Genomic DNA, 24,988 nt, shown 5'->3' on the forward strand with positions numbered 1-24,988 from the left:
TACAATACTACTTTGTAAAATAGTACTTTCAACACAGCTTACAAGAACAAATGATAAAGTTAACGCAAGAAACAACCATTTGATTTGGGTCATTGAATCCCTTTTAATCATTGAAAAAATAATTTAAAATATTTATCCAAAATTGAACAATTAAAAACGTTGATACAATACCCACTTTTAGTGATATTTTGAATTTATAGTTTTTTTCCAAAAAGACCAAAAAAGAGCACTCCTTATCTTATTAGAAATAAAGTTTCCTCCTAATACTCAAACCCATTTTTAGTTTGTGTAGTTTGTATTATATTTGTAGAAATTAAAAAAATGTCAAAAAATATAACACCCTATAAAGATTCCACTTTAGGTAAGAAGGAACAAGTTGCAAAAATGTTTGACACCATATCTGGAAATTATGACAATCTTAATCGTGTCATTTCTTTTGGTATAGATATTAAATGGCGTAAAAAAGTTTTAGGAATTGTTGCTAAATCTAATCCAAAAATAATTCTGGATATCGCAACTGGTACAGGAGATTTAGCCATTCTATTAGCACAAACTAACGCTGAAAAAATTATCGGGCTAGATATTTCTGCTGGCATGCTTGAAGTAGGTGTAAAAAAAATTGCATCGAAAAATTTATCTAATACTATTGAGATGCTTTTGGCAGACTCTGAGAATATGCCTTTTGAAGACAATTATTTTGACGCCATAACAGTCGCTTTTGGAGTTAGAAACTTTGAAACGCTTGAAAAAGGTTTGGCAGAAATTTTAAGAGTTTTAAAGCCAAACGGTGTCTTTGTAATTCTGGAAACCTCTGTTCCCGAAAAGACACCTTATAAACAAGGCTATAATTTTTACAGCAAAAACATACTTCCTATTATAGGCAAATTATTTTCTAAAGATAATGTTGCTTATGGCTATTTATCCGAATCCTCAGCAGCATTTCCTTATGGAGAAAAACTGAACAATATTTTGAGAAAAATTGGGTTTATAGATGTTATAGCAATGCCACAAACATTTGGCGTAGCCACCATTTATTCTGCTTCTAAAAAATAAGATGAAAAAAATAGTTGTTTTAATTTTATTAACCTTCACTCTGAACGGATTCTCACAGTTTACTAAAAGTATGTTTAGTAAGGATCCGATTATTAACTTGGAAAATTTTCAAAATAAAAGACTTTATTTTGGATATTATCTAGGCTTCAATTCTTACGATTTTAAAATTGATTATAAAACAGTTGGCCCTGACATCCAGGTAAAAAAAACAACCGGTTTTAATGTTGGAATTGTAGGTGATTTAAAACTTCATGAATACATTAACTTGCGATTTGAGCCAGGATTGTATTACACAAAAAGAGATTTATACTTTCCTGGTTTTACAAAAAAAATAGACGCGCTAAGAGAAGTAAACAGCACTTATATTCATTTCCCTTTACTATTGAAATTCTCTTCACTTAGAACCGGTAATGTACGTCCATATATTGAAGGAGGATTATCGACAACTTTAAATTTATCGAGTAATTCAAAATCTATAGACGATAATTTAGAACAACGTTTTAGAGTAAAACCTTGGACAACAAATTACGAATTAGGTTTTGGAATTGATTTATTTTCAGAATATTTTATATTCTCTCCTTCAATAAGAGGTGTTTTTGGTCTTAAAGACGAACTAATTAGAGACAAAGATCCAAATAGTCCTTGGACAAGTAATATCGAATCAATAAAGTCACGAGCTGTTTTTATCAATTTTACCTTTCATTAAAAAATAATTATTACGCTTGATTTTATAGCGAATTTCTTCTAAACTCACTAAGAATAATAGCCGTTGCAGTAGCGACATTCAAACTTTCCGTTTTTTGAATTTCTCCGAAACGAGGAATTGTAAGTCTGTTTTGAACTAGTCTTTCAATTTCTGGTGAAATTCCATTAGCTTCATTTCCCATGATGATTATTCCTTCCTGTGGCAAAGTCGTTTTATAAATATTCTCCCCATCCATAAAAGTACCAAAAACCGGTAATTTAGTTTGTGCAATAAAAGTATTTAAATCAACGTAAGAAACATTCACTCTTGCAATGGAGCCCATTGTAGCCTGCACCACTTTTGGATTATAAATATCAACGGTTTCCTTTGAGCATACTAATTGATGAATCCCAAACCAGTCGCATAATCGCAATATGGTTCCTAGATTTCCGGGATCACGAATGCTGTCAAGAGCTAAAATCAATCCGGATTCAATCATTTCTTTCTCAATTGGCATCTTAAAAATTGCTAAACAAGAATTAGGGGAAGAAAGAGCACTTATTTTTTTTAAATCAACGTCATCAATCAACGTCTTTTTTCCGTTTATAACTTCTTCAAAATCGTTTTGTGTAGTATACAAATGATCCAGTTCAAAATTTGACTGTAATAATTCCTGAATTACTTTCACGCCTTCGGCAAAAAATAATTTATTGGTAAACCTATATTTTTTTTGCTGTAAACTCGTTATAAGTTTTATTTGGTTTTTACTAACCATAAAATAATGTACTTTTGAATTAAATATTTTATAACACTTGAAAAAGATTTCTACAAAAATAGCAGCATTTATTCTAATTGCAATATTTATATGTGCATGTAACGCTGTAAAAAGAGTTCCAGAGGGCAAACATTTACTTACTAAAAATGAAATTTTGGTAAATAACAAAGCCACAAAAGAAGAAATCATCTTCAATCAATTGTATCAAAAACCAAATAGCACCTTTCTAGGGTATCGTTTGCGATTGAATTTATACAATTTAGCCAATCTAAATCCAGACTCTACCTATCAGGCAAAGTTCACCAATAATCCCGAAAAATATGAAAGGCAATCAAAATTGCTTTCAGCAAAACAAGTAGACAGACTTGGAAAATCTTTTTTTTACCACGGCATTCATGATTTCCTAAAAAAAACAGGAGAACCACCTGTAATTATTGATAAAACTAAAACTGACAAATCGATATTACGATTAAAGTATTATTATTTTAACAACGGATTTTTCAATGTTAAAGCTACCTATACCATAGATACTTTAAAAACAAAGAAGGCTAAAATAAAATATGCAATAACTACACTTGAGCCTTATTTATTGGATTCATTAAGAACTTCCATTTCGACTCCTGTATTGGATTCAATGTATGAAGCTACCAAAAATAAAACCCTTATTAAATCCGGAAACCAGTATAAAACATCTGATTTTGAAGATGAAAAAAACCGAATAACTACACACTTTAGAAACAACGGAGTTTATTATTTTCAACCTAATTACATCTCTTTTGACTTGGACACGATTAAAAAAGTCAATAAAGCAAATGTAAATTTAGTCATCAATAATTATTCGTACCAACAACAAGACTCCAGTAAAACGGAACCTTTCAAAATGTATAAAATAAGTGATGTAAATATATATACTGATTATTCCCCTAATGGCAATAACAGACAAATCACTGACAGCATCACCTACAATAATTTTAATTTGTATGGTTACGAAAAAATAAGATATAAACCTCGGGCAATAACGAATGCCATTTTCATTACAAAAGGAACATTGTTTGCTGATTCTAAAACTGTTTTAACGACTCGCTATTTGAATAATTTAAAAATTTTCAATTATCCGTCTATACAATACGAAGTAGATAAAAGAGATTCAACTGCGCATTCCTTAATTGCAAAAGTATATCTGACACCAAGAAAAAAATACAGTTTTGGTACCACGTTTGATGTGACACATTCTAATATCCAAGATATTGGTATTGGGTTAAGCGCTTCAGAAACCATTAGAAACGTATTTAATGGAGCCGAAACATTAGAAATAGCTGCCCGTGGAAATATAGGCTCTTCTAAAGATTTAGCAAATCCTAATAATAACTTTTTTAATGTTTCAGAATACGGAGTAGATTTAAAATTAAACTTTCCAAGAATTTTCATCCCTTTTGGAACTGAAAAAATCATTCCAAAAAGCATGATTCCTTCCACCCTTATTACTGTTGGTTTTGCAAAACAAAGGAATATCGGTTTGGATAAAGAGAATTTTACCGGAGCGTTATCCTACAATTGGACACCAAAGAAAAATAATACAGCTCGTTTTGATTTATTCAATGCACAATTTGTGCGCAATCTAAATCCACAAAATTATTTCAATGTGTATAGATCATCCTATAATGCTTTGAATGCTATTGGAAAAGTATACAATACAAACTCATCATATTATAATAATTCCAAAGATAAAGATTTAATAATCGAAGACGGGACATTAGGATTCACTAATGATGTTTTGACTGGAAACACTTCATTGGTCCCAACTGATAAAAATTATGAAAACGTAAAAAGTATTGAAGAACGAAGAGTTAGACTTACCGAGAATGATTTTATCCTGGCTACAAGTTATAGTTTTTCCAAAACCACTAAAACTGACTTACTGGATAATAATTTTTATCTCTTTAGAACAAAAATTGAATCTGCCGGAACTTTATTATCCTTACTTTCGAAAGCAACAAATTTGCCTAAAAATTCAGATAACAATTATCAAATATTTAATTTAGAATACTCCGAATATCTAAAGACGGAGTTCGATTATATTAAACATTGGGATCTGACAAAAGAAAAAGTATTTGCCGTTAGAACTTTCTTTGGTATAGCCATACCGTTTGGCAATTCAAATAACGTTCCATTTTCAAGAAGTTATTTTTCAGGCGGTTCTAATGACAACAGAGCATGGCAACCCTATAGCCTTGGTCCCGGAAGCAGCGGTGCTTCAAATGATTTTAATGAAGCGAACATGAAAATTGCCCTTAGCGGTGAATTTAGATTTAAAGTATTAGGAAGTCTAAAAGGAGCTCTTTTTGCAGATGCAGGAAACATATGGAATGTACTCGACAATGTGACTGATGAAAAATCAACTTTTAAAAATTTAAAAAATTTAAAAGATATAGCGATTGGCTCTGGATTTGGGTTGCGATACGATTTAAGTTTTTTTGTAATTCGGTTTGATTTAGGGTTTAAAACCTATAATCCAGCCAATGAAACTAACAAACGATGGTTCCAAGAATACAATTTTGGACACTCTGTTTTAAATTTTGGTATAAATTATCCGTTCTAATGCTAATTAATTCTTATTTTTGCAAACTAAAAACTAAAAAATAACTAAAAAGAATTACAATGGCACACAACATAAAACCAGGCGTAGCTACAGGAGATCAGGTTCAGGAAATTTTTAACTATGCTAAAGAGAAAGGATTTGCATTACCGGCAGTAAATGTTACGGGATCAAATACCATCAACGGTGTTCTTGAAACTGCAGCTAAATTAAACGCGCCAGTTATCATCCAATTTTCTAATGGAGGAGCACAATTCAACGCTGGAAAAGGACTTTCTAATGCAGGTGAAAAAGCAGCTATCGCTGGTGGAATTGCTGGAGCATTACATATTCACACTTTGGCGGAAGCTTACGGAGCAACTGTAATCTTACATACTGACCATTGTGCAAAAAAATTATTACCTTGGATTGATGGTTTATTAGACGCTTCAGAAGCACATTTTGCTAAAACTGGAAAACCATTATTCTCTTCTCACATGATTGATTTATCTGAAGAGCCTATCGAAGAAAACATCGAAATTTGCAAAGGTTATTTAGAAAGAATGAGCAAAATGGGAATGACATTGGAAATCGAACTTGGAATTACAGGTGGTGAAGAAGATGGTGTTGACAACTCTGATGTTGATAGCTCAAAATTATATACACAACCAGAAGAAGTTGCTTACGCATACGAAGAACTTTCAAAAGTAAGTCCTAAATTTACAATTGCTGCAGCTTTTGGTAACGTTCACGGTGTTTACAAACCAGGAAATGTAAAATTGACTCCAAAAATCTTAAAAAATTCTCAAGATTTTGTACAAAACAAATTCAACACAGGATCAAATCCAGTAGATTTCGTTTTCCACGGTGGTTCAGGTTCTACATTGGAAGAAATCAGAGAAGGTATTAGCTACGGTGTAATAAAAATGAATATTGATACTGACTTGCAATTTGCATTTACTGAAGGTATTCGTGATTATATGGTAAAAAATATTGACTATTTGAAAACTCAAATTGGAAATCCAGAAGGTTCTGATGCTCCAAACAAAAAATATTACGACCCAAGAAAATGGTTACGTGAAAGTGAAGTTACTTTCAACACAAGACTTGAGCAAGCATTTGCTGACTTAAACAATGTGAATACACTATAATAAAATTAAGTTTAAAGTTTTTGAATCCCGATGTAACTATCGGGATTTGAAATCTAAACCAGAAACTACAGGAACGGAATACTGAACACTGAACACTAGAAAAATGGCTTGGTTTAAAAGAAAAGAAAAAGGGATTACTACTGCTACCGAAGACAAAATGGATATCCCAAAAGGGCTTTGGTACAAATCTCCAACTGGAAAAATTATTGATGCCGATGAACTAGCTCGTAACTTATTTGTAAGTCCCGAGGATGGTTTTCATGTTAGAATTGGAAGTGCAGAATATTTTCAAATTTTATTTGACAACAATGAATTTGTTGAATTAGATAAAAACATGACTTCTAAAGACCCTTTGCATTTTGTTGACACAAAAAAATATGCAGATCGGTTAAAAGATGTTATGGAAAAAACCAAACTTAAGGATGCAGTGCGCACCGGAGTTGGAAAATCTAAAGGAAAAGAATTAGTAATTTGCTGTATGGATTTCGCCTTTATTGGTGGTTCCATGGGAGCAGTAGTGGGAGAAAAAATCGCAAGAGGAATCGATCATGCTATTCAAAACAAATTACCATTTGTAATGATTTCTAAATCAGGTGGAGCAAGAATGATGGAAGCAGCTTATTCTTTGATGCAGCTAGCTAAAACATCTGTTAAACTTGCTCAACTTGCTGAAGCAAAATTGCCTTACATTTCGTTATGTACTGATCCAACAACAGGAGGAACAACTGCTTCTTATGCCATGCTAGGAGATATTAATATTTCTGAACCAGGTGCATTAATTGGATTTGCAGGACCAAGAGTAGTAAGAGACACAACCGGTAAAGATTTACCAGAAGGTTTTCAAACCGCTGAATTTGTTCTTGAACATGGTTTCTTAGATTTTATAACACCTCGAAAAGAATTGAAAGACAAGATCAACTTGTACATTGATTTGATTCAAAACAATAATATCAGATAAACGAAAATCCCGATCAATCGGGATTTTTTATACTTTAAATTTTATCTTTTTAAGATTCAAACAAAAAGGCTTTCAAATAATTTGAAAGCCTTTTTTATATAAAATTCAGATTCTTTTTCAAAGTCGGTCGGTTTACATTCCCGTTCTAATCGCCTCAACTGGATCTAATTTTGAAGCAGCAATTGCAGGAAGTATTCCTGAAATCAAACCAATGATAGCAGCAAGTCCCGTTCCTAAAAAAACATTCCCCATGCCTAAAACAAATTCGAAATCCAGTGCGCTGGTTAAAATCACTGAAATTATCCAAACTAATAAAAGTCCAATTATTCCGCCAATTACTGAAAGTATTATCGCTTCGAATAAAAACTGAAACAATATAAATTTATTTTTGGCTCCTAATGATTTCTGGATTCCTATTAAATTGGTACGTTCTTTTACCGAAACAAACATAATATTCGCAATTCCAAAACCACCAACAAGCAATGAAAATCCACTGATAATCCACCCTACTACATTCATTTGTCCTATAATACCATCTATAAAATCAGTAAATCCAGAAAACACATTAACAAAGAAATTATCAATTTCACCTGCTTTCAAACCTCTATAACTTCTTAATTTTTGAGAAATTTCACCTTTATATGCATCCATATCCACTCCTCTTTCTGGCTTAAATATGATTACATTAGTCAAAGAAGTATTATTATCACCATACAATTGTCGAACAAAATTAACCGGAATAAAAGCAGAAGTATCATTACTATCCCCAAACAATCCTGCTCCTTGTTTTTTCAAAACACCTATAACTGTGAATCTTTTACCATATAAACGTACGTTTTTTCCAATTGGATCAATATTCTCAAATAAGGATTTAGCAATTTCATCCCCTAAAACAATTACCGTAGAACCAGAATTAGCTTCAGACTCATTATAAAATCTCCCTTCTTCAAATTCTAACCCCTGAATATCAATAAATTCATGGGAAACTGGAACAATATTAACATCACTAACTGTTTTTGAATCGTATTTTATAGATTCTCTTTTGGTAAATATTTGATATCCCATTTGATCCGTATTAGTCATAACTCCTTTCATATAAGTATATTCGTCATACTTTACATTAGGAAACTGTTCTCTTTTCCATTGTGGAATATCTGAAGGACCGAAAGAAAATTTCATTAAATAGATCGTGTTTTTATCAAGGCTGCTTAAATCTTTGGTGATTTTTCTATCCAATGAATCTACAGCTGCAAGCACGGCTATTATTGAAAATATACCAATAGTAACCCCTAATAAAGAGAGCAAAGTTCTCAATTTGTTGTTTCGCAAAGCATTCATTGCAAAACCAAAACTCTCTTTTAATAACCGAAGATAGACTATCATAAAATCTTTTTTGCGTTAAGGTAAAATTCTACATTATATTTTTCATAAACCTAATAAAAATCCACCTACCAATTGGTATATTTTTTTAAGATAATGTTACACAAATTCATTGAATTTTATAATCAAAAAAAAACTATTTTTGCACTTTATAATTATAACTACACAATGAACACAACAAAAACTATTCAATCTGCATTAATTTCAGTATTCTCAAAAGAAGGTCTTGAACCAATTGTAAAAAAACTGCATGAACAAAATGTTATACTTTACTCTACTGGAGGAACTGAAGATTTTATAAAAAACTTAGGAATCCCTGTAGTTCCTGTTGAAGACGTAACTTCTTATCCTTCCATTCTTGGTGGAAGAGTAAAAACATTACATCCAAAAGTTTTTGGAGGAATCCTAAACCGTCAGGATAATGAAAGTGATGTACAACAAATGCAAGAGTTCAATATCCCACAAATTGATTTAGTTATAGTTGATTTATATCCATTTGAAAAAACAGTTGCTTCAGGAGCAAGTGAATCAGATATTATTGAGAAAATAGATATTGGTGGTATTTCTTTGATTCGTGCTGCTGCAAAAAACTTTAAAGACACTGTAATTGTGGCTTCTGTTGATGAGTACAGCCTGCTTTTAGATTTAATTACCGATCAAAACGGAGCTACTACTCTTGCCAACAGAAAATTATTGGCTACAAAAGCATTTCATGTTTCATCACACTATGATACCGCAATTTTTAATTATTTCAATACAGACGAAACCGTTTATAAACAAAGTATTGCTCATGGTCAAGTCTTGAGATATGGAGAAAATCCACATCAAAAAGGATTCTTCTTTGGTGACTTTGACGCTATGTTCAAAAAAATTCACGGAAAAGAATTGTCTTACAACAACTTATTGGATGTAGACGCAGCTGTGAATTTGATTAATGAGTTCAAAAATGACGGCCCTACTTTTGCCATATTAAAACATAATAATGCTTGTGGTTTAGCGACAAGAAAAACTATTAGTGAAGCTTATAATGTGGCTTTGGCTTGTGACCCGACTTCAGCTTTTGGAGGTGTTTTGATTTCCAATACTAAAATTGATGTGGCAACTGCAATTGAGATAAACAAATTATTTTGTGAAGTGGTTATTGCTCCGGAATATGATACAGAAGCTGCTGCAATTTTACAAGAAAAGAAAAACAGAATTATATTAATTCAAAACGAAGTAGCTTTACCACAAAAACAAGTACGAACTTGCTTAAACGGAATTTTAGTCCAAGAAAGAAACAATATAACCGACAATAAAGAAGACTTAAGAACCGTTACTACTAAAGCACCAACTGAACAAGAAGTTCAAGATTTAATATTTGCTTCTAAAATTTGTAAAAACACAAAATCAAACACGATTGTTTTTGCAAAAAACGGCACACTTATTGCGTCTGGTACTGGGCAAACATCAAGAGTTGATGCCTTATTACAAGCCATTGAAAAAGCTAAAACTTTTGGATTTGATTTACATGGTGCGTCTATGGCTAGCGATGCGTTCTTCCCTTTCCCTGATTGTGTAGAAATAGCTAAAGAAGCAGGAATAACTGCTGTAATTCAACCCGGAGGATCCATTAAAGATGAATTAAGCATCAATTATTGTAATGAAAATAAAGTTGCAATGGTATTTACAGGAACTCGTCATTTTAAACATTAATTTGTTTAACTTTGCCCGTCACAAATTTATAACTTTTTAACCCTTAAAAAACTTATGGGATTTTTTGATTTCATGACCGAGGATATCGCGATAGACCTTGGTACCGCTAATACTTTAATCATACATAATGATAAAGTCGTAATTGACAGTCCCTCAATAGTTGCTCGTGATAGAGTTTCAGGCAAAATCATTGCTGTAGGGAAAGAAGCAAACATGATGCAGGGTAAAACACATGAAAACATTAAGACGATAAGACCGTTGAAAGATGGTGTAATTGCTGATTTTGATGCCTCTGAAAAAATGATTAGTATGTTTATAAAAAGCATACCGGCATTAAAGAAAAGAATGTTTACTCCCGCATTAAGAATGGTTGTTTGTATTCCTTCCGGTATCACCGAAGTGGAAATGAGAGCGGTTAAAGAATCTTGTGAAAGAGTTAACGGAAAAGAAGTATATCTAATACACGAACCTATGGCAGCAGCTATTGGTATTGGTATTGACATTATGCAACCTAAAGGAAACATGATTGTTGATATCGGTGGTGGAACAACTGAAATTGCTGTAATTGCATTAGGCGGAATTGTATGTGACAAATCGGTAAAAATTGCCGGTGATGTATTTACAAATGACATCGTATATTACATGCGTACCCAACACAATCTTTTTGTTGGAGAAAGTACTGCAGAGAAAATAAAAATCCAAATTGGAGCCGCAATTGAAGACTTAGAAACTCCTCCAGAAGACATGTCAGTTCAAGGAAGAGATTTACTTACCGGTAAACCAAAACAAGTAGAAGTATCTTACCGTGAAATTGCTAAAGCATTAGACAAATCGATTCAACGAATTGAAGATGCTGTAATGGAAACTTTATCTCAAACACCTCCAGAATTAGCAGCCGATATTTACAATACTGGTATTTATCTTGCAGGTGGTGGTTCTATGTTAAGAGGTCTTGATAAAAGAATTTCTCAAAAAACAGATTTACCTGTTTACATTGCCGAAGATCCATTAAGAGCTGTAGTTCGAGGAACTGGTATGGCACTAAAAAACATTACAAAATTTAAAAGTATCTTGATAAAATAAGGTTTTTATTGCTAATTTAAATAATGCTAGATAATTTAAACCTCGGTTTAGTTTTGTAAGTAGAAATTTAAGATAGAACCTGAAACAAAATAACCAATAGTACATGCAGCAAATATTTAATTTTATATTTAAAAACAGTAATAGATTACTGTTTTTGCTGCTTTTGGGCATTTCACTCGTGCTCACCATTCAATCTCATTCTTTTCACAGAAGTAAAATAATAAGTTCTGCTAACTTTTTAAGTGGCGGAGTTTACGAAAAAGTTAATTCTGTAAATGAGTATTTGAATTTAAAAACTCAAAATGATGCGCTAGCACTAGAAAATGCCGAATTAAAAAGTCTTCTCTTTAATCGTAAAGACACAACTGCCGTACAAAAATTAGATAGTTTAAAAGGTGTAAAAGCAGATGATATCATCGTTTCTAAAGTGATACACAATTCATACAATGTTTATGAAAATTATTTAACATTGAATTCAGGTGAATTACAAGGTGTAAAACCAGATATGGGTGTGATAAACAGCTTAGGAATTGTAGGAATCATTGATAATACTTCTCCACATTATGCGACAGTAATTAGTATTTTAAATAAAAAATCTCAAATTAACGCAAAGATTAAAAAATCAAATCATTTTGGATCCTTGGTTTGGAATGGAAAAAGTACTGGTTTTGTTCAATTGATAGATGTACCAAGATTAGCAGCTATAAGAAAAGGGGATACCATTGTAACCGGAGGACAATCCGTTATATTTCCCGAGAATATCAATATTGGAACTATTGCTAAAATTTATATTGACAATCAAACCAACTATTATACTCTAGATGTAAAACTGTTTAACGACATGACAAATTTAGGTCATGTTTACATCATAAAAAGTAAAGATCGCGACGAACTTATTAATTTAGAAAAAGGAAAAAAAGATGAATAGCACGTTGTTAGTCAATATTTTCCGTTTTGTTCTGCTATTGGCAGTTCAAATTATTATTTTCAATAATATGAATTTTTTGGGCTATATAAGTCCATTTCCATACCTGCTTTTTATAATATTATATCCCGTAAACGGTAATAAATCTGGATTATTGATCGCTAGTTTCTTTTTAGGTCTTATTATGGATATGTTCAGTAATTCTGGAGGTATACATACTACAGCATGTATCCTTTTAGCCTATTTCAGACCTTATATCTTTAAATTTTCATTTGGATTGAGCTATGAATATCAAACGGTGCGATTAAATGATGTTTTAACTCCGGAGCGATTCTCTTTTATATTAATGTCCGTTGTAATTCATCACTTAGTATTATTCGTACTAGAAGCATTTCAATTTAGTTTTATCTTGGACGTTTTGCTGCGAACCCTCCTCAGTAGCGTATTTACAATACTAATTTGCATTATAATAATATATCTTATTAAGCCAAACAAAAGATGAGAAAATTATTGCTGCCTTCCTTAATCATTGTTGCAGCATCATTGCTAGTAATACGAATATTCTATTTACAAATTATAGATGATTCGTTCAAACTAAAATCAGACAATAATGCCATAAAAATAAAATATGACTATCCGGAAAGAGGTTATATTTATGATAGACATGGCAAATTATTAGTTGCCAATCAAGCTTCTTATGACATCATGGTTATTCCAAGAGATGTTAAAAATATTGACACATTGGAATTTTGTCAACTGCTAGATGTAACAAAAGAAGATTTTATAAAAAGAATGGCAAAAGCTAAGGTATATAGTCCTCGATTACCTTCTGTTTTTTTACCACAATTAAATAAAAGCGAATTTGCTGCTTTTCAAGAAAAAATACGAAAATACGAAGGTTTCTACTTTCAAAAACGTTCTTTACGTGATTACGAAGTAGACTATGGCGCTAACGTTTTTGGATTTATCACTCAAGTGAACGAAAAGTTAGTTGCCAAAAATCCTTATTACAATAGTGGCGATTTAATTGGAAGACAAGGTGTCGAAGAAAGCTACGAAGATATTTTACGAGGAATAAAAGGAGTAAAATACTTCCAAAAAGATAAATATAATAGAGAAATTGGTTCCTACAAAGAAGGAAAATACGACACTATTGCTGTTCAAGGAGAAGATATAAACCTTACTATTGATGCCGAACTTCAAAAGTATGGCGAGCAATTAATGATCAATAAAAGAGGAGGAATTGTAGCTATTGAACCAAAAACTGGAGAGATATTAGCTCTAGTTACGGCTCCATCTTATGACCCAGGAATACTTGTAGGGAGACAGCGTTCTAAAAACTACACGTTACTATATCATGATTCCATTGCAAAACCGCTTTATGATAGAGGATTACTGGCTGAATATCCTCCAGGATCTCCATTTAAGATACTAACTGGACTTGTGGCTCTTCAAGAAGGTGTTATAAATGAACAAACTACTTTCATGTGTCATCACGGTTTTAGTTATGCAAGAGGCCGATTTATGAAATGCCATGGTTTTGGCCCTCATCAATTACATAATGGTATTTACAATTCTTGTAATACCTATTTTGCCAGTGCTTACATGTTAACTATTAATAAATATGCGAAACCAGCTTATGCTGTTGATGTTTGGAGTAATCACGTAAAAAGTTTTGGACTAGGACAATTTATGGGCTATGATTTGCCTACTGGTAAAAAAGGAAACATTCCAGATTCTAAAACCTACAAAAAAATCTATCCAAATGGCGGTTGGCGTAGCACAACAATCGTATCCAATTCGATCGGTCAAGGAGAAGTTTTAATGACTCCAATACAGCTTGCTAATATGATGGCAACAGTTGCAAATGAAGGATATTATTACACCCCTCATATCATCAAAAAAATTGAAGGTCATAAAATTGATAAAAAATTCACGACCAAGCATGTTACCACAATAGACAAAAAATATTACAAACCTATGATTAGCGGTTTATTTGATGTGTATAATTTTGGGACAGCACATGGATTAAATGTACCCGGAATTGATATTTGTGGTAAAACGGGAACAGCTGAGAATTATGCGAAAATCGATGGAAAAAGAGTAAAACTTGAGGATCACTCCATATTTGTTGCTTTTGCACCAAAAGACAATCCCAAGATCGCAATAGCGATTTTAGTAGAAAATGGTGGTTTTGGAGCAACAATAGCAGGACCTATTGCCAGTTTAATGATTGAAAAATATCTTAGAAAAAAAATAACGAGAACTGATTTAGAAAAGAGAATACTTGAAAGAAGTTTACAGGATCGATATGCAAAATTAGGCGGAATGAAAGAAGCCAGCTTAATCGAAACTGTCCCTAAAGATTCTCTTCTAAGTAAAAAAATAGCAAATCCAATAATTAAAACGGCAGCCCCAATTATTACAATAGATTCTACTAAAGAAAACTAATAAGCAACCTATTTCAAATGAAAAACCAAAGCGTAACGAACAATCTTGACTGGATATGTATCATTATCTATTGTTTATTAGTAATAATGGGTTGGTTAAACATTTATTCCTCTTCCTTATCCTCTATGGAAGGTACTTCCGACAAACAACTCATATTTATCATATTAACTATTCCTTTAATTTTTATTGTACTTTATGTAGATGGTAAATTTTACGAAAAATACGCCAGTATTATTTTTGGAATATCACTGTTATCATTAGTTGGTTTATTTGCTTTTGGCAAGACCATAGCGGGACAACGTTGTTGGTATGGTATTGGAAGTTTCACAATACAACCTTCTGAATTTGCAAAAGCAGCTACAGCATTGGCATTAGCCAAATACTTAAGTGATCCTCAAATTAATTTGAAAGATGTTAACAGGCAAATACAGGCACTTGCCATCGTATTTTTACCTGTTATGCTCATTTTACCTCAACCTGACCCGGGAAGCGCACTTATTTACAGCATTTTTATCATCGTTTTGTATCGTGAAGGACTCCCATCTTGGTACGTTTGGACAGGATTCATTACCATTCTTTTATTTGTACTAACATTAGTACTACAGCCACAATATGTAATTTTGATTGCATTATTAGTCCTAATCATAATACATTTAAAATCACGCTTATCCGATAGAAATATACTCCAAAGCGGAATTTTGTTTGCCTTAATTTCAGGATTTGTCTTATCAGTAAATTATGTTTTTGTGCATGTTTTCAAACAACACCACAGAGACCGTTTTAATATATTATTAGGAAAATCTGTAGATATGAAAGGGATTGGTTATAATACCAATCAATCAGAAATAGCAATTGGATCTGGAGGATGGCTAGGCAAAGGCTTTCTTGAAGGCACACAAACCAAAGGAGGTTTCGTACCAGAACAACATACCGATTATATATTTACAACAGTAGGTGAAGAATGGGGATTCATAGGTTCATTGGTCGTTATCGGCCTTTTTGTAGGCCTATTTTTAAGATTAATATACCTTGCAGAAAGACAAAAAACAAAATTCAGTAGAGTATATGGCTATTGTGTAGCCGGTATTTTATTCATTCATTTCTTTGTAAATATCGCAATGGTCATAGGGGTTTTCCCAACAATTGGAGTACCGTTACCTTTCTTTTCCTATGGAGGATCAGGACTTTGGGGGTTTACCATTTTACTTTTTATATTTATTAAAATGGATGCCAATAAAGTAAATGAATGGTAAATAAAGTGTCATATTGGGAGCTAAATCCTGCTATTCATTTCAAGTTTTTCGCCTCGTTAAAGTTTTAATTATTTTTTCAAGAGCTTCCTCCAGTCGCTTTGAAAAAATATAAAAACTAATAAACGAGCCATCAAAAGCTTTCCATTTCTATCAGGGCTAATTAAAACTCCAGCTTTTATAATCACTACTTTTTTCCAATTGACTTTCTAACTTATCCTCTAATTCAGGAAAAAAGTCAACTCCTGTTAATTTTTCGATATGATCCACCGAAACCACAAAATCATACAAAGGTTCATCACTTGCTTCATTTGGAACAAGAAAAGCAATCATTTTGTATTTTCCATCAAATTTATCCAACAAGACTTTATAAAAATACTTTGGAACTAAAACCCTTTCCCTACCAATCGTTTTAAGTGAAGGTTCTAAAACCCCTCCAGTAATCACATAGATACCATCGTATTTTGCAGCCCAATAACGAACTTTTTGTTCTAATCTATTCCAAACTCCATCATTAAAACTATGCAATTGTGGAGAAATATTAGAGGTAAAAAAAGTATCATTATAAGCATTCCTAGAAAATTCCATATCACCTGCCGGACACAAATGACCTTTATCAAAACCTGATTTCTTATAATTTCTCCAATCAGCTGAACCCGTTTTCACATTAGGGTCCTCAATAAAAAAAGGTCTTTGAAAACTATTATTTATCAGATAACTTTTCTTTAATTCATAAGCAACCCATTCCGCTTGCTCATACTTTTCATTATACGATAAAGTGAAATAATCGTGTTTTACAATTTGATTGGTTGTTGAAGATGGCAAAAAATCAAAAGATACATCCCCCATTTGAATAGTATTCTCTGCTTTCTCAAGCTGCTTTTGATACTCTCGTGAACTGTAGCGATCAATAGCATTATCAGTATCTAAATTCTTTTTACAGGAAGAAAAATTCAAACTAAGCAAAATCGCAACTGAATAAAGCAACTGGTAATTTTTCATTCCCATTAATTTTATTAATTATCCCGAAGTTAAAGAAAAAACAAAACATAATAAAACTAAATACGCTCCAGAAATTCTATTTAGAATAACTGGAGCGCATTAGCAATTAACTATACAGCTAAAAAAATTATCTTATGACTTAGCTAATTTGTCTTTTTTCAATTTAGCGGGCAAACTCTTTTTTACTATTGATTTCGATTGCAAATCATCTAAAACATTTAGTGCTTCTTCCACATAAATATCTTTAGACAATGCTTCATGCCATCTGTCTCTTTTTTCTTTTAAAACTACATCCTTATTAACTTCATCCACCTCATATGGCAATGATGTAAACTTAAGTGTATTTTTATAATCTGCTAAAGGTTTGTATTTTTTAGCTTTATCCTCAATTTCATTTTGAGCAGTTTTGAATTTATCAATATTCAAACTATAGTTATTATCTTCACTTCTACTGTCAATCCATTTAGCATTTTCCTCGATTAATTGAAATTGGGAACTTTGAGAAATTCTTTTCTTACTATTGGCAATAGCCTGATTAAAATTAGCGTTTTTATTCCAAACCGTATAATCAGCAGGGTCTATTTTATCCCAAGGCATTGCATTGTCTACATCACGCTCCCCCATTTTTAAATAAGCGTATCTGTCCGGCATAACAATATCACTGCTTACTCCTTCAAGTTGCGTAGAACCACCATTTATTCTGTAGAATTTTTGCGTAGTTGTTTTTACAGCTCCTAAATCACCCACAGCACTATTACGAACAAACTGATTCAAATCAATTACATTTTGAACCGTTCCTTTACCGTATGTTTGTTTACTACCAATGATAATTCCTCTTTTATAATCTTGAATTGCAGCCGCTAAAATCTCAGATGCAGAAGCTGAAAAACTATTCACCATAATAACCAATGGGCCATCCCATTCAATTTTTTTATCTTTATCAAATAAAACTTCTTTCTTTCTTCCGGCTGATTTTATTTGAACTATTGGACCTTGTTCAATAAACAATCCTGCAATATCAACTACTGTTGATAATGAACCTCCTCCATCATCACGAACATCCAATACAATGCCGTTTACACCAGCACTTTTTAAACGTTCCACTTCCTTAGCAATATCTTTTCCAGCATCTCTACCGTCTTTATTTTCAAAATCAATATAGAATTTTGGCAAATAAATAACCCCGTATTTCAATCCGTTTTTATTAACGATACTTGATTTAGCATAGGTTTCTTCAATTTCGACAATATCTCTTATTATAGAAATGATTTTAATAGTTCCGTCAACTTTTTTCACGGTAAGACGAACTTCAGTTCCTTTAGGACCTTTTATTTTCTTAACCACATCATCTAGACGCATCCCAACCACATCTACAGCCTCATCATTTCCTTCAGCAACTTTCATTACTAAATCCCCTGCTTCAAGTTGTTTTCCTCTCCAAGCCGGACCGCCAGAAATAAGTTCAGATATTTCAGTGAAATCATTTTTCTTTTGAAGACGAGCTCCTATACCTTCCAGTTTTCCGCTAATACTTACATCAAAACGTTCTTTTTCTTCGGGTGCAAAATAACTGGTATGCGGATCAAATCGTGCCGTAATTGAATTGATGTAAACAGAAAACCAATCATTTCTATCTAAATCTTTCATAAAACCAAAATATTCATCCAATGATTTCAAAGCACTCTCTCTTGTTTCTTTTTCTAATTCAGCAAAAGTTTTAGGCTTACTGGTATCAACAGTTTTATTACTTTTCTCTTTATCAGTATCTGAATTAATAATGTCAAATTTGAGCTTTTCTCCTTGTTTCAAAAGATCTGAAGCGGCTTTATCTTCTTGTTCAACAATACCTTTGCTTTTGTTTTCTTGAATTTTCAAACGGTCTGTCAATGATGAAAGTGTTGACAATTTGATTTGTTTACGCCATTTATCAGCGAGCTCTTTTTCATCTTTTGAATAAGGTGCTTTCTCATAATCCGTATTAAAACTCTCATCAACATTATAATCAAATGGTTGACTCAACACACTCTTGTATATCTTTTTACTTTCTTCCATTCTTTTCATCAAACGATCGTAAGTAAGATTAAAAAACGTCAAATCTTTATTTAACAATTCATCATCTAATTCAGTCTCGTATTTAGAAAATTCATCAATATCTGACTGCAAGAAAAATCGTTTAGAAGGATCTAAAGCTTGGATATAATCTTTGTAAATTCCTTTGGAAAAAGTGTCATCTATAGCTGCAGGATTATAATGTCCTTTTTGAATTACAAACGTTAATAGTTCTAATAGCAACTTATCTTTATCTGGATCTTCCTCTTTTGATGCATTAATTTTAAATGCAAACAGTGTTGCTGAGAGACAAACAACAACAAGAAGTATTTTATAATTTCTTTTCATAAAGTCAGTAATAGTATTCATCAATTTTTAAACTAAATTACGGTAAAAACTATGCCAACTATAACAAGGGCTGCATAATTTTTTGTTAAAGATATAAAATTGTTTTTTTTCATCTGAGTTAAATATTCCAAGTTGATAAATTTTATTTTCTTTGTTTATAGAATTTCGTTTTGTGTGAGTACATTTGCTATCTAAATCTTTAATTAGAAATCCCTTTTTGAAAACATAAAATGACAAAACACTCCAAACCTTTAATATTAGTTACAAATGATGATGGAATTTCAGCTCCAGGAATTAGAGCATTAATAGCCGTTATGTCCGAAATAGGAGAAGTTGTTGTTGTTGCTCCAGACGCCCCACAAAGCGCTACAGGTCATGGAATTACAATAAACGACACATTGTATCTAAATAAAACTTCCAAAGAAAACGATGCCATAACAGAATACAGCTGTTCTGGAACTCCTGTAGATTGTGTGAAATTTGCAGTTAGCGAAATTTTGAAAAGAAAACCAGATTTGTGTGTTTCAGGTGTCAATCACGGCTCCAATTCTTCTATAAACGTAATCTACTCCGGAACTATGAGTGCTGCTGTTGAAGCCGGCATAGAAGGAATTCAAGCCATTGGATTTTCATTATTAGATTATGATTGGAATGCCAATTTTGAAGACATAAAGTCATTTATCCGAAAAATAACACTGGAAGTTCTTGAAAATAAACTGCCCGAAGGAGTTGTTTTGAATGTAAATTTTCCAAAATTGAAAGAAAAAGAGATCCAAGGAATCAAAATTTGCCGTCAGGCTAAAGCAATTTGGATGGAAAAATTCGACAAACGTAAAACCCCTCAAGGAAGAGATTATTATTGGCTTACCGGAGAATTTGTGAACCAGGATAATGGTGAAGACACTGACGAATGGGCATTAAAAAACGGATATATTTCTATAGTTCCAGTACAATTTGACTTGACTGCACATCATGCAACACAACAACTTAACACCTGGAATTGGAATGAATAAAATAGATTTATTAACAGGATTTATAATTGGAATTTTGGCTTCGATATTGGGAAGTTATCTTTTCATCACTTTCTTCACTGACTTTACTTTTATCAACGGTATCAAAATCATGAGATTTGAAGGCAAACTAGGTAAAATAATCACTTTGGGATCTATTCTTGATTTAGTGGCATTTGGAATTTTACTCAAATTAAACAAAGAACTCATGGCACGCGGAGTTGTTTTAGCGGTAATTATCATGACTCTTGTGTCATTATTTATTTAAAAAAAACAATATTCATACCTTTGTTAAACATAAAAATATTGATCGTAACAGTTCATAATTTGAAACCAATACTAAAAATAAAAAACTCCTAAACTAAAAACATGAAATACTATATTATTGCTGGAGAAGCTTCAGGAGATTTACATGGTTCAAATTTGATGAAAGCACTTTACAAAGAAGATCCAAATGCTGACATTCGGTTTTGGGGAGGTGATTTGATGCAAAATGTTGGTGGAACTTTAGTGAAACACTATCGTGAATTAGCTTTCATGGGTTTTATTGAAGTCGTTTTTAATTTGAAAACGATTTTAAACAACATCAAAATATGTAAAAAAGACATTTTTAAATTTCAACCGGATGTTCTCATATTCATCGATTATCCCGGCTTTAATTTGCGAATTGCAAAATGGGCAAAAGAATTGAATATAAAAACCCATTACTATATTTCGCCCCAAATTTGGGCATGGAAGGAAAACCGTATTACAGAAATCAAACGTGATATAGACAAAATGTATGTGATTTTGCCTTTCGAAAAAAGTTTTTACGAAGACAAGCATCATTTTCCTGTTGAATTTGTAGGTCATCCATTGATTGACGCAATCCACAATCAAATCCCAATGGACGCCTCCATTTTTAGAAAAGAAAATAAATTAGACGAAAAACCTATTATAGCCGTTTTACCTGGCAGCCGAAAACAAGAAATCACTAAAATGCTATCGGTAATGTTAAGCGTTGTTAATGATTTTCCTGAATATCAATTTGTTATTGCTGGCGCTCCAAGTCAGGAATATTCATTTTATGAGAATTTCATATCCAATGAAAACATAAAATTCATATCCAACAAAACCTATGATTTATTGCAAAACGCAACTGCAGCGTTAGTTACATCAGGGACCGCAACGCTGGAAACGGCACTTTTTAAAGTTCCGGAAGTGGTATGTTATAAAGGGAGTTGGGCTTCTTACCAAATTGCAAAACGAATCATTACGCTAAAATACATTTCGTTAGTGAATTTGATAATGGATGAAGAAGTGGTAACCGAACTAATTCAGGAAGACTGCACCACAAAACGTATTCTGGAAGAATTGAAAAAAATTCTGGAATCTAGTCATCGCAAACAACTTTTAGAGAAATATAACGTTCTAGAAGCAAAACTCGGCGGAATTGGTGCCAGCGAAAAAACAGCAAAATTGATTGTGGCTGATTTGCAATGATACCAATTCTTATAAAATCTGCAAAAAACAACTCTTTTGAAACACCTACTTTACCTTTTATTGATTCTTATTTTTTTCACAGCATGTAAATCAACCTCAGTAATTATCCCTGAAAGAAAAACAGAGGTAGAAACTGATGGAACAAAGCGTTTAATAACGCAATTAATTCATTCCGCGTCAGAGAATATTGGTGTAAAATATAAAAGTGGAGGCACGACAAAAGCAGGTTTTGACTGTTCAGGATTAATCTATTCAGTTTTTAATTCTTATAATATTCAACTTCCACGTTCTTCTTTTGAACAATCAAAATTAGGTTTAATCATTGATAGTGAACGGGATAATATTAAAAAAGGAGATTTAATCTTTTTTAAAACCAATAGAAAATCTCAAATTAATCATGTAGGAATGGTAATTGAAGTTTCTGATTATGATGTAAAATTTATTCATTCTTCTACTTCCAAAGGTGTAATAATTTCATCCACAAAAGAACCTTATTATCAAAGCTGTTTTGCACAAATAAATAGAATTATTAAATAAATACCTGAATCATTTTTTTGTAAAAAAAATAAAGTTATTCTTACTAAAAATTGTACTTTAGATAAATGAAAGTGCTACAATTTCCTTTAGCGAGAATAACATTTGGTTTTATATTAGGAATTCTATTTCCTTATTATTTAAAACCTGAACCTAAAATTGTTTTTGCCTTACTATTTATTTCCATCATCACTTTTATCTTTTTTTATTTTTTAACCAAAAAGAATTCCACACAAAATACTTATTTCGGCATTTCCACTTACGTACTTTCCTTTTTTATTGGAGCAACAACATTAATTGTTCATACTGATTATTACCAAAAAAGTAATTATACACATTATCGCTCTATTTTTGAAAAGCCCCATTTGATATCCGTTACGCTACGCGAAAAATTAAAAAGTTCTAATTTTAATGTTCGTTATATTGCCATAATAAACCACATTGATCAAGCAGAAAGTTCAGGCAGAATACTCCTAAATATTCGAAAAGACAGTTTGAATCGTGAATTCGAAATTGGAACTCCGCTTCGTATTAAAGGCACTTTATATAAAAACGTTCCACCGAATAATCCCAACCAATTTGATTACAGCAACTATTTGGAGAATAAACAAATCTATGCCCAACTGTATGCAGATACTGATGAGATTAGCGTCAGTTCTGAAATAGATAAGAATATTTGGTATTACACTTCCAGATTAAGGACTAAAATCATTTATAATTTAGAAAAAAGCAATTTCCATAAAACTGAATTAAATGTAGCTGTTGCTCTAATAATGGGACAGCAACAAGATATTTCTCCAGAAATTATTCGGGATTATCAATATGCTGGTGCGGTACATATTTTATCCGTTTCGGGATTGCATATTGGGTTTATATTGCTCTTTGTCACTTTCATTCTCAAACCGTTACCCAATACAAAACGTGGCTCTTTCATCAAGCTGATAATCATTCTGGCTTCATTATCCTTATTTGGATTAATTGCAGGTTTAGCACCATCTGTAGTTCGCTCTGTGGTTATGTTTTCGTTTGTTGCAATAGGCAGCCATTTACGAAGAAGCGTAAATATTTACCACACCTTATTGGTATCGATGTTGCTTATTTTACTTTTCCAACCTTCCTTTTTGTTTGATGTTGGATTTCAGTTGAGTTATATCGCGTTGTTTTTCATCATTTGGTTACAACCACTTTTAGCTTCTATTTGGCTACCAAAAAATAAAATTTCAAAATACATTTGGGATATACTCTCCGTTTCTTTTGCGGCACAAATAGGCACTTTGCCTTTGAGTATCTATTATTTCCATCAATTCCCCGGTTTATTCTTTGTGACCAATTTAATTATCATTCCATTACTTAGTGTTGTAATGATTTTAGGTGTTTTAGTTATGGTATTGGCAGCTTTCGGATATGTTCCTTTATTTCTTTCTAAACCATTAGAATGGAGTATCTTTTATTTGAATAAAATCATCAATTCCATTGCTTCACTGGAACAATTTATAATTCAGAACATTCCTTTCAATTTGTATTTTTTAATCAGTTTCTATTTGATAATCATAAGTACTGTCATTTGGTTCAAAAAACCAAGTTTCAACAAACTGGTAATGGTTTTAATTTCGATAATCGTTCTACAAATTTCATATATAAAAAACGCATCTGATGTGAAAAACCAAAAAGAATGGATCGTTTTCAATTCGAAGAAAAACACACTGATTACGGAACGAAACGGAGAAAAAGTTACGGTATATGCTAATGACAGCATTTTGAAAACTTGCCAAAAAAACAACATTCTAACCTCTTATTTAGTTGAAAATTTCAGCACTTTGAAGACTAAAAAAAGAATTAAAAACACCGCTTTTTTCAACGGAAAAAAAATTCTGATTTTGGATAGCTTGGGCATTTATCCTAAAAATATAAAACCTGATATTTTATTACTTACACAATCTCCAAAGATAAATTTAGACCGTTTGTTTCAATCCATACAGCCTAAAATGGTTATTGCTGATGCATCAAATTATAAAACAGTACAAAAATATTGGAAAGTCACTTGCAATAAACAAAAAATCCCTTTCCACGCAACTGGTGAAAAGGGATTTTATAAGTTAAATTGAAATTATTTCTTTTTCAGAATTCCATTGGCAACTTCGAGCCAAGCGGTTGGGCCACCAGCTACATATCCGGTACTTCCTAGTCCTTCAAAATTTACTTTACCTTCTTTATCAGTTCCATTTGCAAAGTAAATTGTAGGAAAACCTTGAATTGAAAAAGCTTGTTGCAATTCGTTATTTTGTGCTTTAATTTCGGCAGTTTGAGGAGTTCTTCTAGGATAATCTAATTCTACAAGCACTACATTCTCATTTGCCCATTTTTCAAATTCAGGAGTTTTCAAAACTTCTTTTTGTAACCTGATACACCATCCACACCAATCACTACCTGTAAAAAACAGCAATAATGGTTTTTTTTCTTTATTCCCAATGGCAATTGCTTCCTTAACATTTGTATGCCAATTAAGCTCTTGCGCCTGCAAAGAAACGATCCCAATAAAGAATACTATTATTAAATATATTTTTCTCATAATCTATTTATTT

At 32.1% G+C, this 24,988-nt stretch carries 21 protein-coding genes; 16 read left to right on the forward strand and 5 right to left on the reverse strand.

Annotated elements, in window-relative coordinates; all coding sequences use genetic code 11:
* Positions 1–321 precede the first annotated feature (321 nt).
* Together ubiE and porT are read left to right on the forward strand one after the other, a co-directional pair.
* Positions 322–1,053 (forward strand): bifunctional demethylmenaquinone methyltransferase/2-methoxy-6-polyprenyl-1,4-benzoquinol methylase UbiE, encoded by a 732-nt coding sequence (gene ubiE / locus ACM55H_RS14490; RefSeq protein WP_039110793.1) that lies wholly within the window; start codon positions 322–324, stop codon positions 1,051–1,053.
* A 1-nt stretch (position 1,054) separates the two neighbouring features.
* The gene (gene porT, locus ACM55H_RS14495) at positions 1,055–1,759 is read left to right on the forward strand and encodes a type IX secretion/gliding motility protein PorT/SprT (protein WP_416837184.1); all 705 of its coding nucleotides are present in this window, start codon (positions 1,055–1,057) and stop codon (positions 1,757–1,759) included.
* A 22-nt stretch (positions 1,760–1,781) separates the two neighbouring features.
* Here porT and ACM55H_RS14500 read toward each other — a convergent pair whose 3' ends face one another.
* Complete coding sequence (locus ACM55H_RS14500) at positions 1,782–2,513, reverse strand: TrmH family RNA methyltransferase (RefSeq protein WP_416837185.1); 732 nt, start codon at positions 2,511–2,513, stop codon at positions 1,782–1,784.
* Positions 2,514–2,550: 37 nt separating this feature from the next.
* Between ACM55H_RS14500 and tamL the strand changes: the two genes are divergently transcribed.
* The 3 genes from tamL to accD all read left to right on the forward strand — a co-directional run bounded on the left by tamL (position 2,551) and on the right by accD (position 7,197).
* A complete protein-coding gene (tamL, locus tag ACM55H_RS14505) occupies positions 2,551–5,112 on the forward strand; it encodes a translocation and assembly module lipoprotein TamL (RefSeq protein WP_416837186.1) in 2,562 nt (853 codons plus the stop codon).
* Between the two features lie 59 nt (positions 5,113–5,171).
* Positions 5,172–6,239, forward strand: coding sequence for a class II fructose-bisphosphate aldolase (fbaA, locus tag ACM55H_RS14510; RefSeq protein ID WP_035668431.1), 1,068 nt, complete (start codon positions 5,172–5,174; stop codon positions 6,237–6,239).
* A gap of 103 nt (positions 6,240–6,342) precedes the next feature.
* Entirely contained in the window at positions 6,343–7,197 is an 855-nt protein-coding gene (gene accD, locus ACM55H_RS14515) for an acetyl-CoA carboxylase, carboxyltransferase subunit beta (protein WP_039110788.1), read from the forward strand.
* 132 nt (positions 7,198–7,329) lie between these two features.
* On the opposite strand, the gene ACM55H_RS14520 is transcribed toward accD, so the two are convergent.
* Positions 7,330–8,580 carry an ABC transporter permease gene (locus tag ACM55H_RS14520; RefSeq protein WP_416837187.1) on the reverse strand — a complete coding sequence of 417 codons (1,251 nt, stop codon included), beginning with the start codon at positions 8,578–8,580 and terminating at the stop codon, positions 7,330–7,332.
* 165 nt (positions 8,581–8,745) lie between these two features.
* On the opposite strand from ACM55H_RS14520, the gene purH reads away from it, so the two are divergent.
* From purH to rodA, 6 genes are all read left to right on the forward strand, one after another.
* The gene (purH, locus tag ACM55H_RS14525; protein WP_416837188.1) at positions 8,746–10,272 is read left to right on the forward strand and encodes a bifunctional phosphoribosylaminoimidazolecarboxamide formyltransferase/IMP cyclohydrolase; all 1,527 of its coding nucleotides are present in this window, start codon (positions 8,746–8,748) and stop codon (positions 10,270–10,272) included.
* A 54-nt stretch (positions 10,273–10,326) separates the two neighbouring features.
* Positions 10,327–11,355, forward strand: coding sequence for a rod shape-determining protein (locus tag ACM55H_RS14530; protein ID WP_035668436.1), 1,029 nt, complete (start codon positions 10,327–10,329; stop codon positions 11,353–11,355).
* Between the two features lie 103 nt (positions 11,356–11,458).
* Positions 11,459–12,283 (forward strand): rod shape-determining protein MreC, encoded by an 825-nt coding sequence (gene mreC, locus ACM55H_RS14535; RefSeq protein WP_416837189.1) that lies wholly within the window; start codon positions 11,459–11,461, stop codon positions 12,281–12,283.
* Positions 12,276–12,782: a rod shape-determining protein MreD gene (gene mreD / locus ACM55H_RS14540; RefSeq protein WP_416837190.1), complete on the forward strand. Its 507-nt coding sequence runs from the start codon at positions 12,276–12,278 to the stop codon at positions 12,780–12,782. Before mreC ends, mreD begins: the two co-directional genes overlap by 8 nt.
* The gene (gene mrdA / locus ACM55H_RS14545; RefSeq protein ID WP_416837191.1) at positions 12,779–14,731 is read left to right on the forward strand and encodes a penicillin-binding protein 2; all 1,953 of its coding nucleotides are present in this window, start codon (positions 12,779–12,781) and stop codon (positions 14,729–14,731) included. The genes mreD and mrdA overlap by 4 nt, the downstream gene beginning before the upstream one ends.
* 17 nt (positions 14,732–14,748) lie before the next feature.
* Positions 14,749–15,984 carry a rod shape-determining protein RodA gene (gene rodA, locus ACM55H_RS14550; RefSeq protein ID WP_416837192.1) on the forward strand — a complete coding sequence of 412 codons (1,236 nt, stop codon included), beginning with the start codon at positions 14,749–14,751 and terminating at the stop codon, positions 15,982–15,984.
* A gap of 156 nt (positions 15,985–16,140) precedes the next feature.
* Here rodA and ACM55H_RS14555 read toward each other — a convergent pair whose 3' ends face one another.
* The gene (locus tag ACM55H_RS14555; protein WP_416837193.1) at positions 16,141–16,983 is read right to left on the reverse strand and encodes a DNA/RNA non-specific endonuclease; all 843 of its coding nucleotides are present in this window, start codon (positions 16,981–16,983) and stop codon (positions 16,141–16,143) included.
* A 132-nt stretch (positions 16,984–17,115) separates the two neighbouring features.
* The gene (locus ACM55H_RS14560) at positions 17,116–19,401 is read right to left on the reverse strand and encodes a carboxy terminal-processing peptidase (RefSeq protein WP_416837194.1); all 2,286 of its coding nucleotides are present in this window, start codon (positions 19,399–19,401) and stop codon (positions 17,116–17,118) included.
* Positions 19,402–19,610: 209 nt separating this feature from the next.
* On the opposite strand from ACM55H_RS14560, the gene surE reads away from it, so the two are divergent.
* The 5 genes from surE (at position 19,611) to ACM55H_RS14585 (ending at position 24,511) form a co-directional block, all read left to right on the forward strand.
* A complete protein-coding gene (gene surE / locus ACM55H_RS14565) occupies positions 19,611–20,393 on the forward strand; it encodes a 5'/3'-nucleotidase SurE (RefSeq protein ID WP_416837195.1) in 783 nt (260 codons plus the stop codon).
* A complete protein-coding gene (locus tag ACM55H_RS14570) occupies positions 20,386–20,658 on the forward strand; it encodes a hypothetical protein (RefSeq protein ID WP_416837196.1) in 273 nt (90 codons plus the stop codon). Before surE ends, ACM55H_RS14570 begins: the two co-directional genes overlap by 8 nt.
* A gap of 101 nt (positions 20,659–20,759) precedes the next feature.
* Complete coding sequence (gene lpxB / locus ACM55H_RS14575; protein WP_416837197.1) at positions 20,760–21,872, forward strand: lipid-A-disaccharide synthase; 1,113 nt, start codon at positions 20,760–20,762, stop codon at positions 21,870–21,872.
* A gap of 36 nt (positions 21,873–21,908) precedes the next feature.
* Positions 21,909–22,409 carry a C40 family peptidase gene (locus ACM55H_RS14580; RefSeq protein WP_416837198.1) on the forward strand — a complete coding sequence of 167 codons (501 nt, stop codon included), beginning with the start codon at positions 21,909–21,911 and terminating at the stop codon, positions 22,407–22,409.
* Between the two features lie 65 nt (positions 22,410–22,474).
* Positions 22,475–24,511, forward strand: a complete 2,037-nt coding sequence (locus ACM55H_RS14585; RefSeq protein ID WP_416837199.1) for a ComEC/Rec2 family competence protein — start codon at positions 22,475–22,477, stop codon at positions 24,509–24,511.
* 2 nt (positions 24,512–24,513) lie between these two features.
* Here the strand turns inward: ACM55H_RS14585 and ACM55H_RS14590 are convergent, their stop codons facing one another.
* A complete protein-coding gene (locus tag ACM55H_RS14590; protein ID WP_416837200.1) occupies positions 24,514–24,975 on the reverse strand; it encodes a thioredoxin family protein in 462 nt (153 codons plus the stop codon).
* Positions 24,976–24,988: the final 13 nt, after the last annotated feature.

Origin of the sequence: Flavobacterium cryoconiti, assembly GCF_048158645.1 — a bacterium.
Taxonomy (GTDB): Bacteria; Bacteroidota; Bacteroidia; order Flavobacteriales; family Flavobacteriaceae; genus Flavobacterium; species Flavobacterium cryoconiti.

Excerpts from the sequence above, each read along its gene's own strand:
- ubiE (WP_039110793.1), top strand. The coding sequence starts at position 322 with ATGTCAAAAAATATAACACCCTATAAAGATTCCACTTTAGGTAAGAAG.
- porT (WP_416837184.1), top strand. The coding sequence starts at position 1,055 with ATGAAAAAAATAGTTGTTTTAATTTTATTAACCTTCACTCTGAACGGA.
- ACM55H_RS14500 (WP_416837185.1), bottom strand. The coding sequence starts at position 2,513 with ATGGTTAGTAAAAACCAAATAAAACTTATAACGAGTTTACAGCAAAAA.
- fbaA (WP_035668431.1), top strand. The coding sequence starts at position 5,172 with ATGGCACACAACATAAAACCAGGCGTAGCTACAGGAGATCAGGTTCAG.
- accD (WP_039110788.1), top strand. The coding sequence starts at position 6,343 with ATGGCTTGGTTTAAAAGAAAAGAAAAAGGGATTACTACTGCTACCGAA.
- ACM55H_RS14520 (WP_416837187.1), bottom strand. The coding sequence starts at position 8,580 with ATGATAGTCTATCTTCGGTTATTAAAAGAGAGTTTTGGTTTTGCAATG.
- purH (WP_416837188.1), top strand. The coding sequence starts at position 8,746 with ATGAACACAACAAAAACTATTCAATCTGCATTAATTTCAGTATTCTCA.
- ACM55H_RS14530 (WP_035668436.1), top strand. The coding sequence starts at position 10,327 with ATGGGATTTTTTGATTTCATGACCGAGGATATCGCGATAGACCTTGGT.
- mreC (WP_416837189.1), top strand. The coding sequence starts at position 11,459 with ATGCAGCAAATATTTAATTTTATATTTAAAAACAGTAATAGATTACTG.
- mreD (WP_416837190.1), top strand. The coding sequence starts at position 12,276 with ATGAATAGCACGTTGTTAGTCAATATTTTCCGTTTTGTTCTGCTATTG.
- mrdA (WP_416837191.1), top strand. The coding sequence starts at position 12,779 with ATGAGAAAATTATTGCTGCCTTCCTTAATCATTGTTGCAGCATCATTG.
- rodA (WP_416837192.1), top strand. The coding sequence starts at position 14,749 with ATGAAAAACCAAAGCGTAACGAACAATCTTGACTGGATATGTATCATT.
- ACM55H_RS14555 (WP_416837193.1), bottom strand. The coding sequence starts at position 16,983 with ATGAAAAATTACCAGTTGCTTTATTCAGTTGCGATTTTGCTTAGTTTG.
- ACM55H_RS14560 (WP_416837194.1), bottom strand. The coding sequence starts at position 19,401 with ATGAATACTATTACTGACTTTATGAAAAGAAATTATAAAATACTTCTT.
- surE (WP_416837195.1), top strand. The coding sequence starts at position 19,611 with ATGACAAAACACTCCAAACCTTTAATATTAGTTACAAATGATGATGGA.
- ACM55H_RS14570 (WP_416837196.1), top strand. The coding sequence starts at position 20,386 with ATGAATAAAATAGATTTATTAACAGGATTTATAATTGGAATTTTGGCT.
- lpxB (WP_416837197.1), top strand. The coding sequence starts at position 20,760 with ATGAAATACTATATTATTGCTGGAGAAGCTTCAGGAGATTTACATGGT.
- ACM55H_RS14585 (WP_416837199.1), top strand. The coding sequence starts at position 22,475 with ATGAAAGTGCTACAATTTCCTTTAGCGAGAATAACATTTGGTTTTATA.
- ACM55H_RS14590 (WP_416837200.1), bottom strand. The coding sequence starts at position 24,975 with ATGAGAAAAATATATTTAATAATAGTATTCTTTATTGGGATCGTTTCT.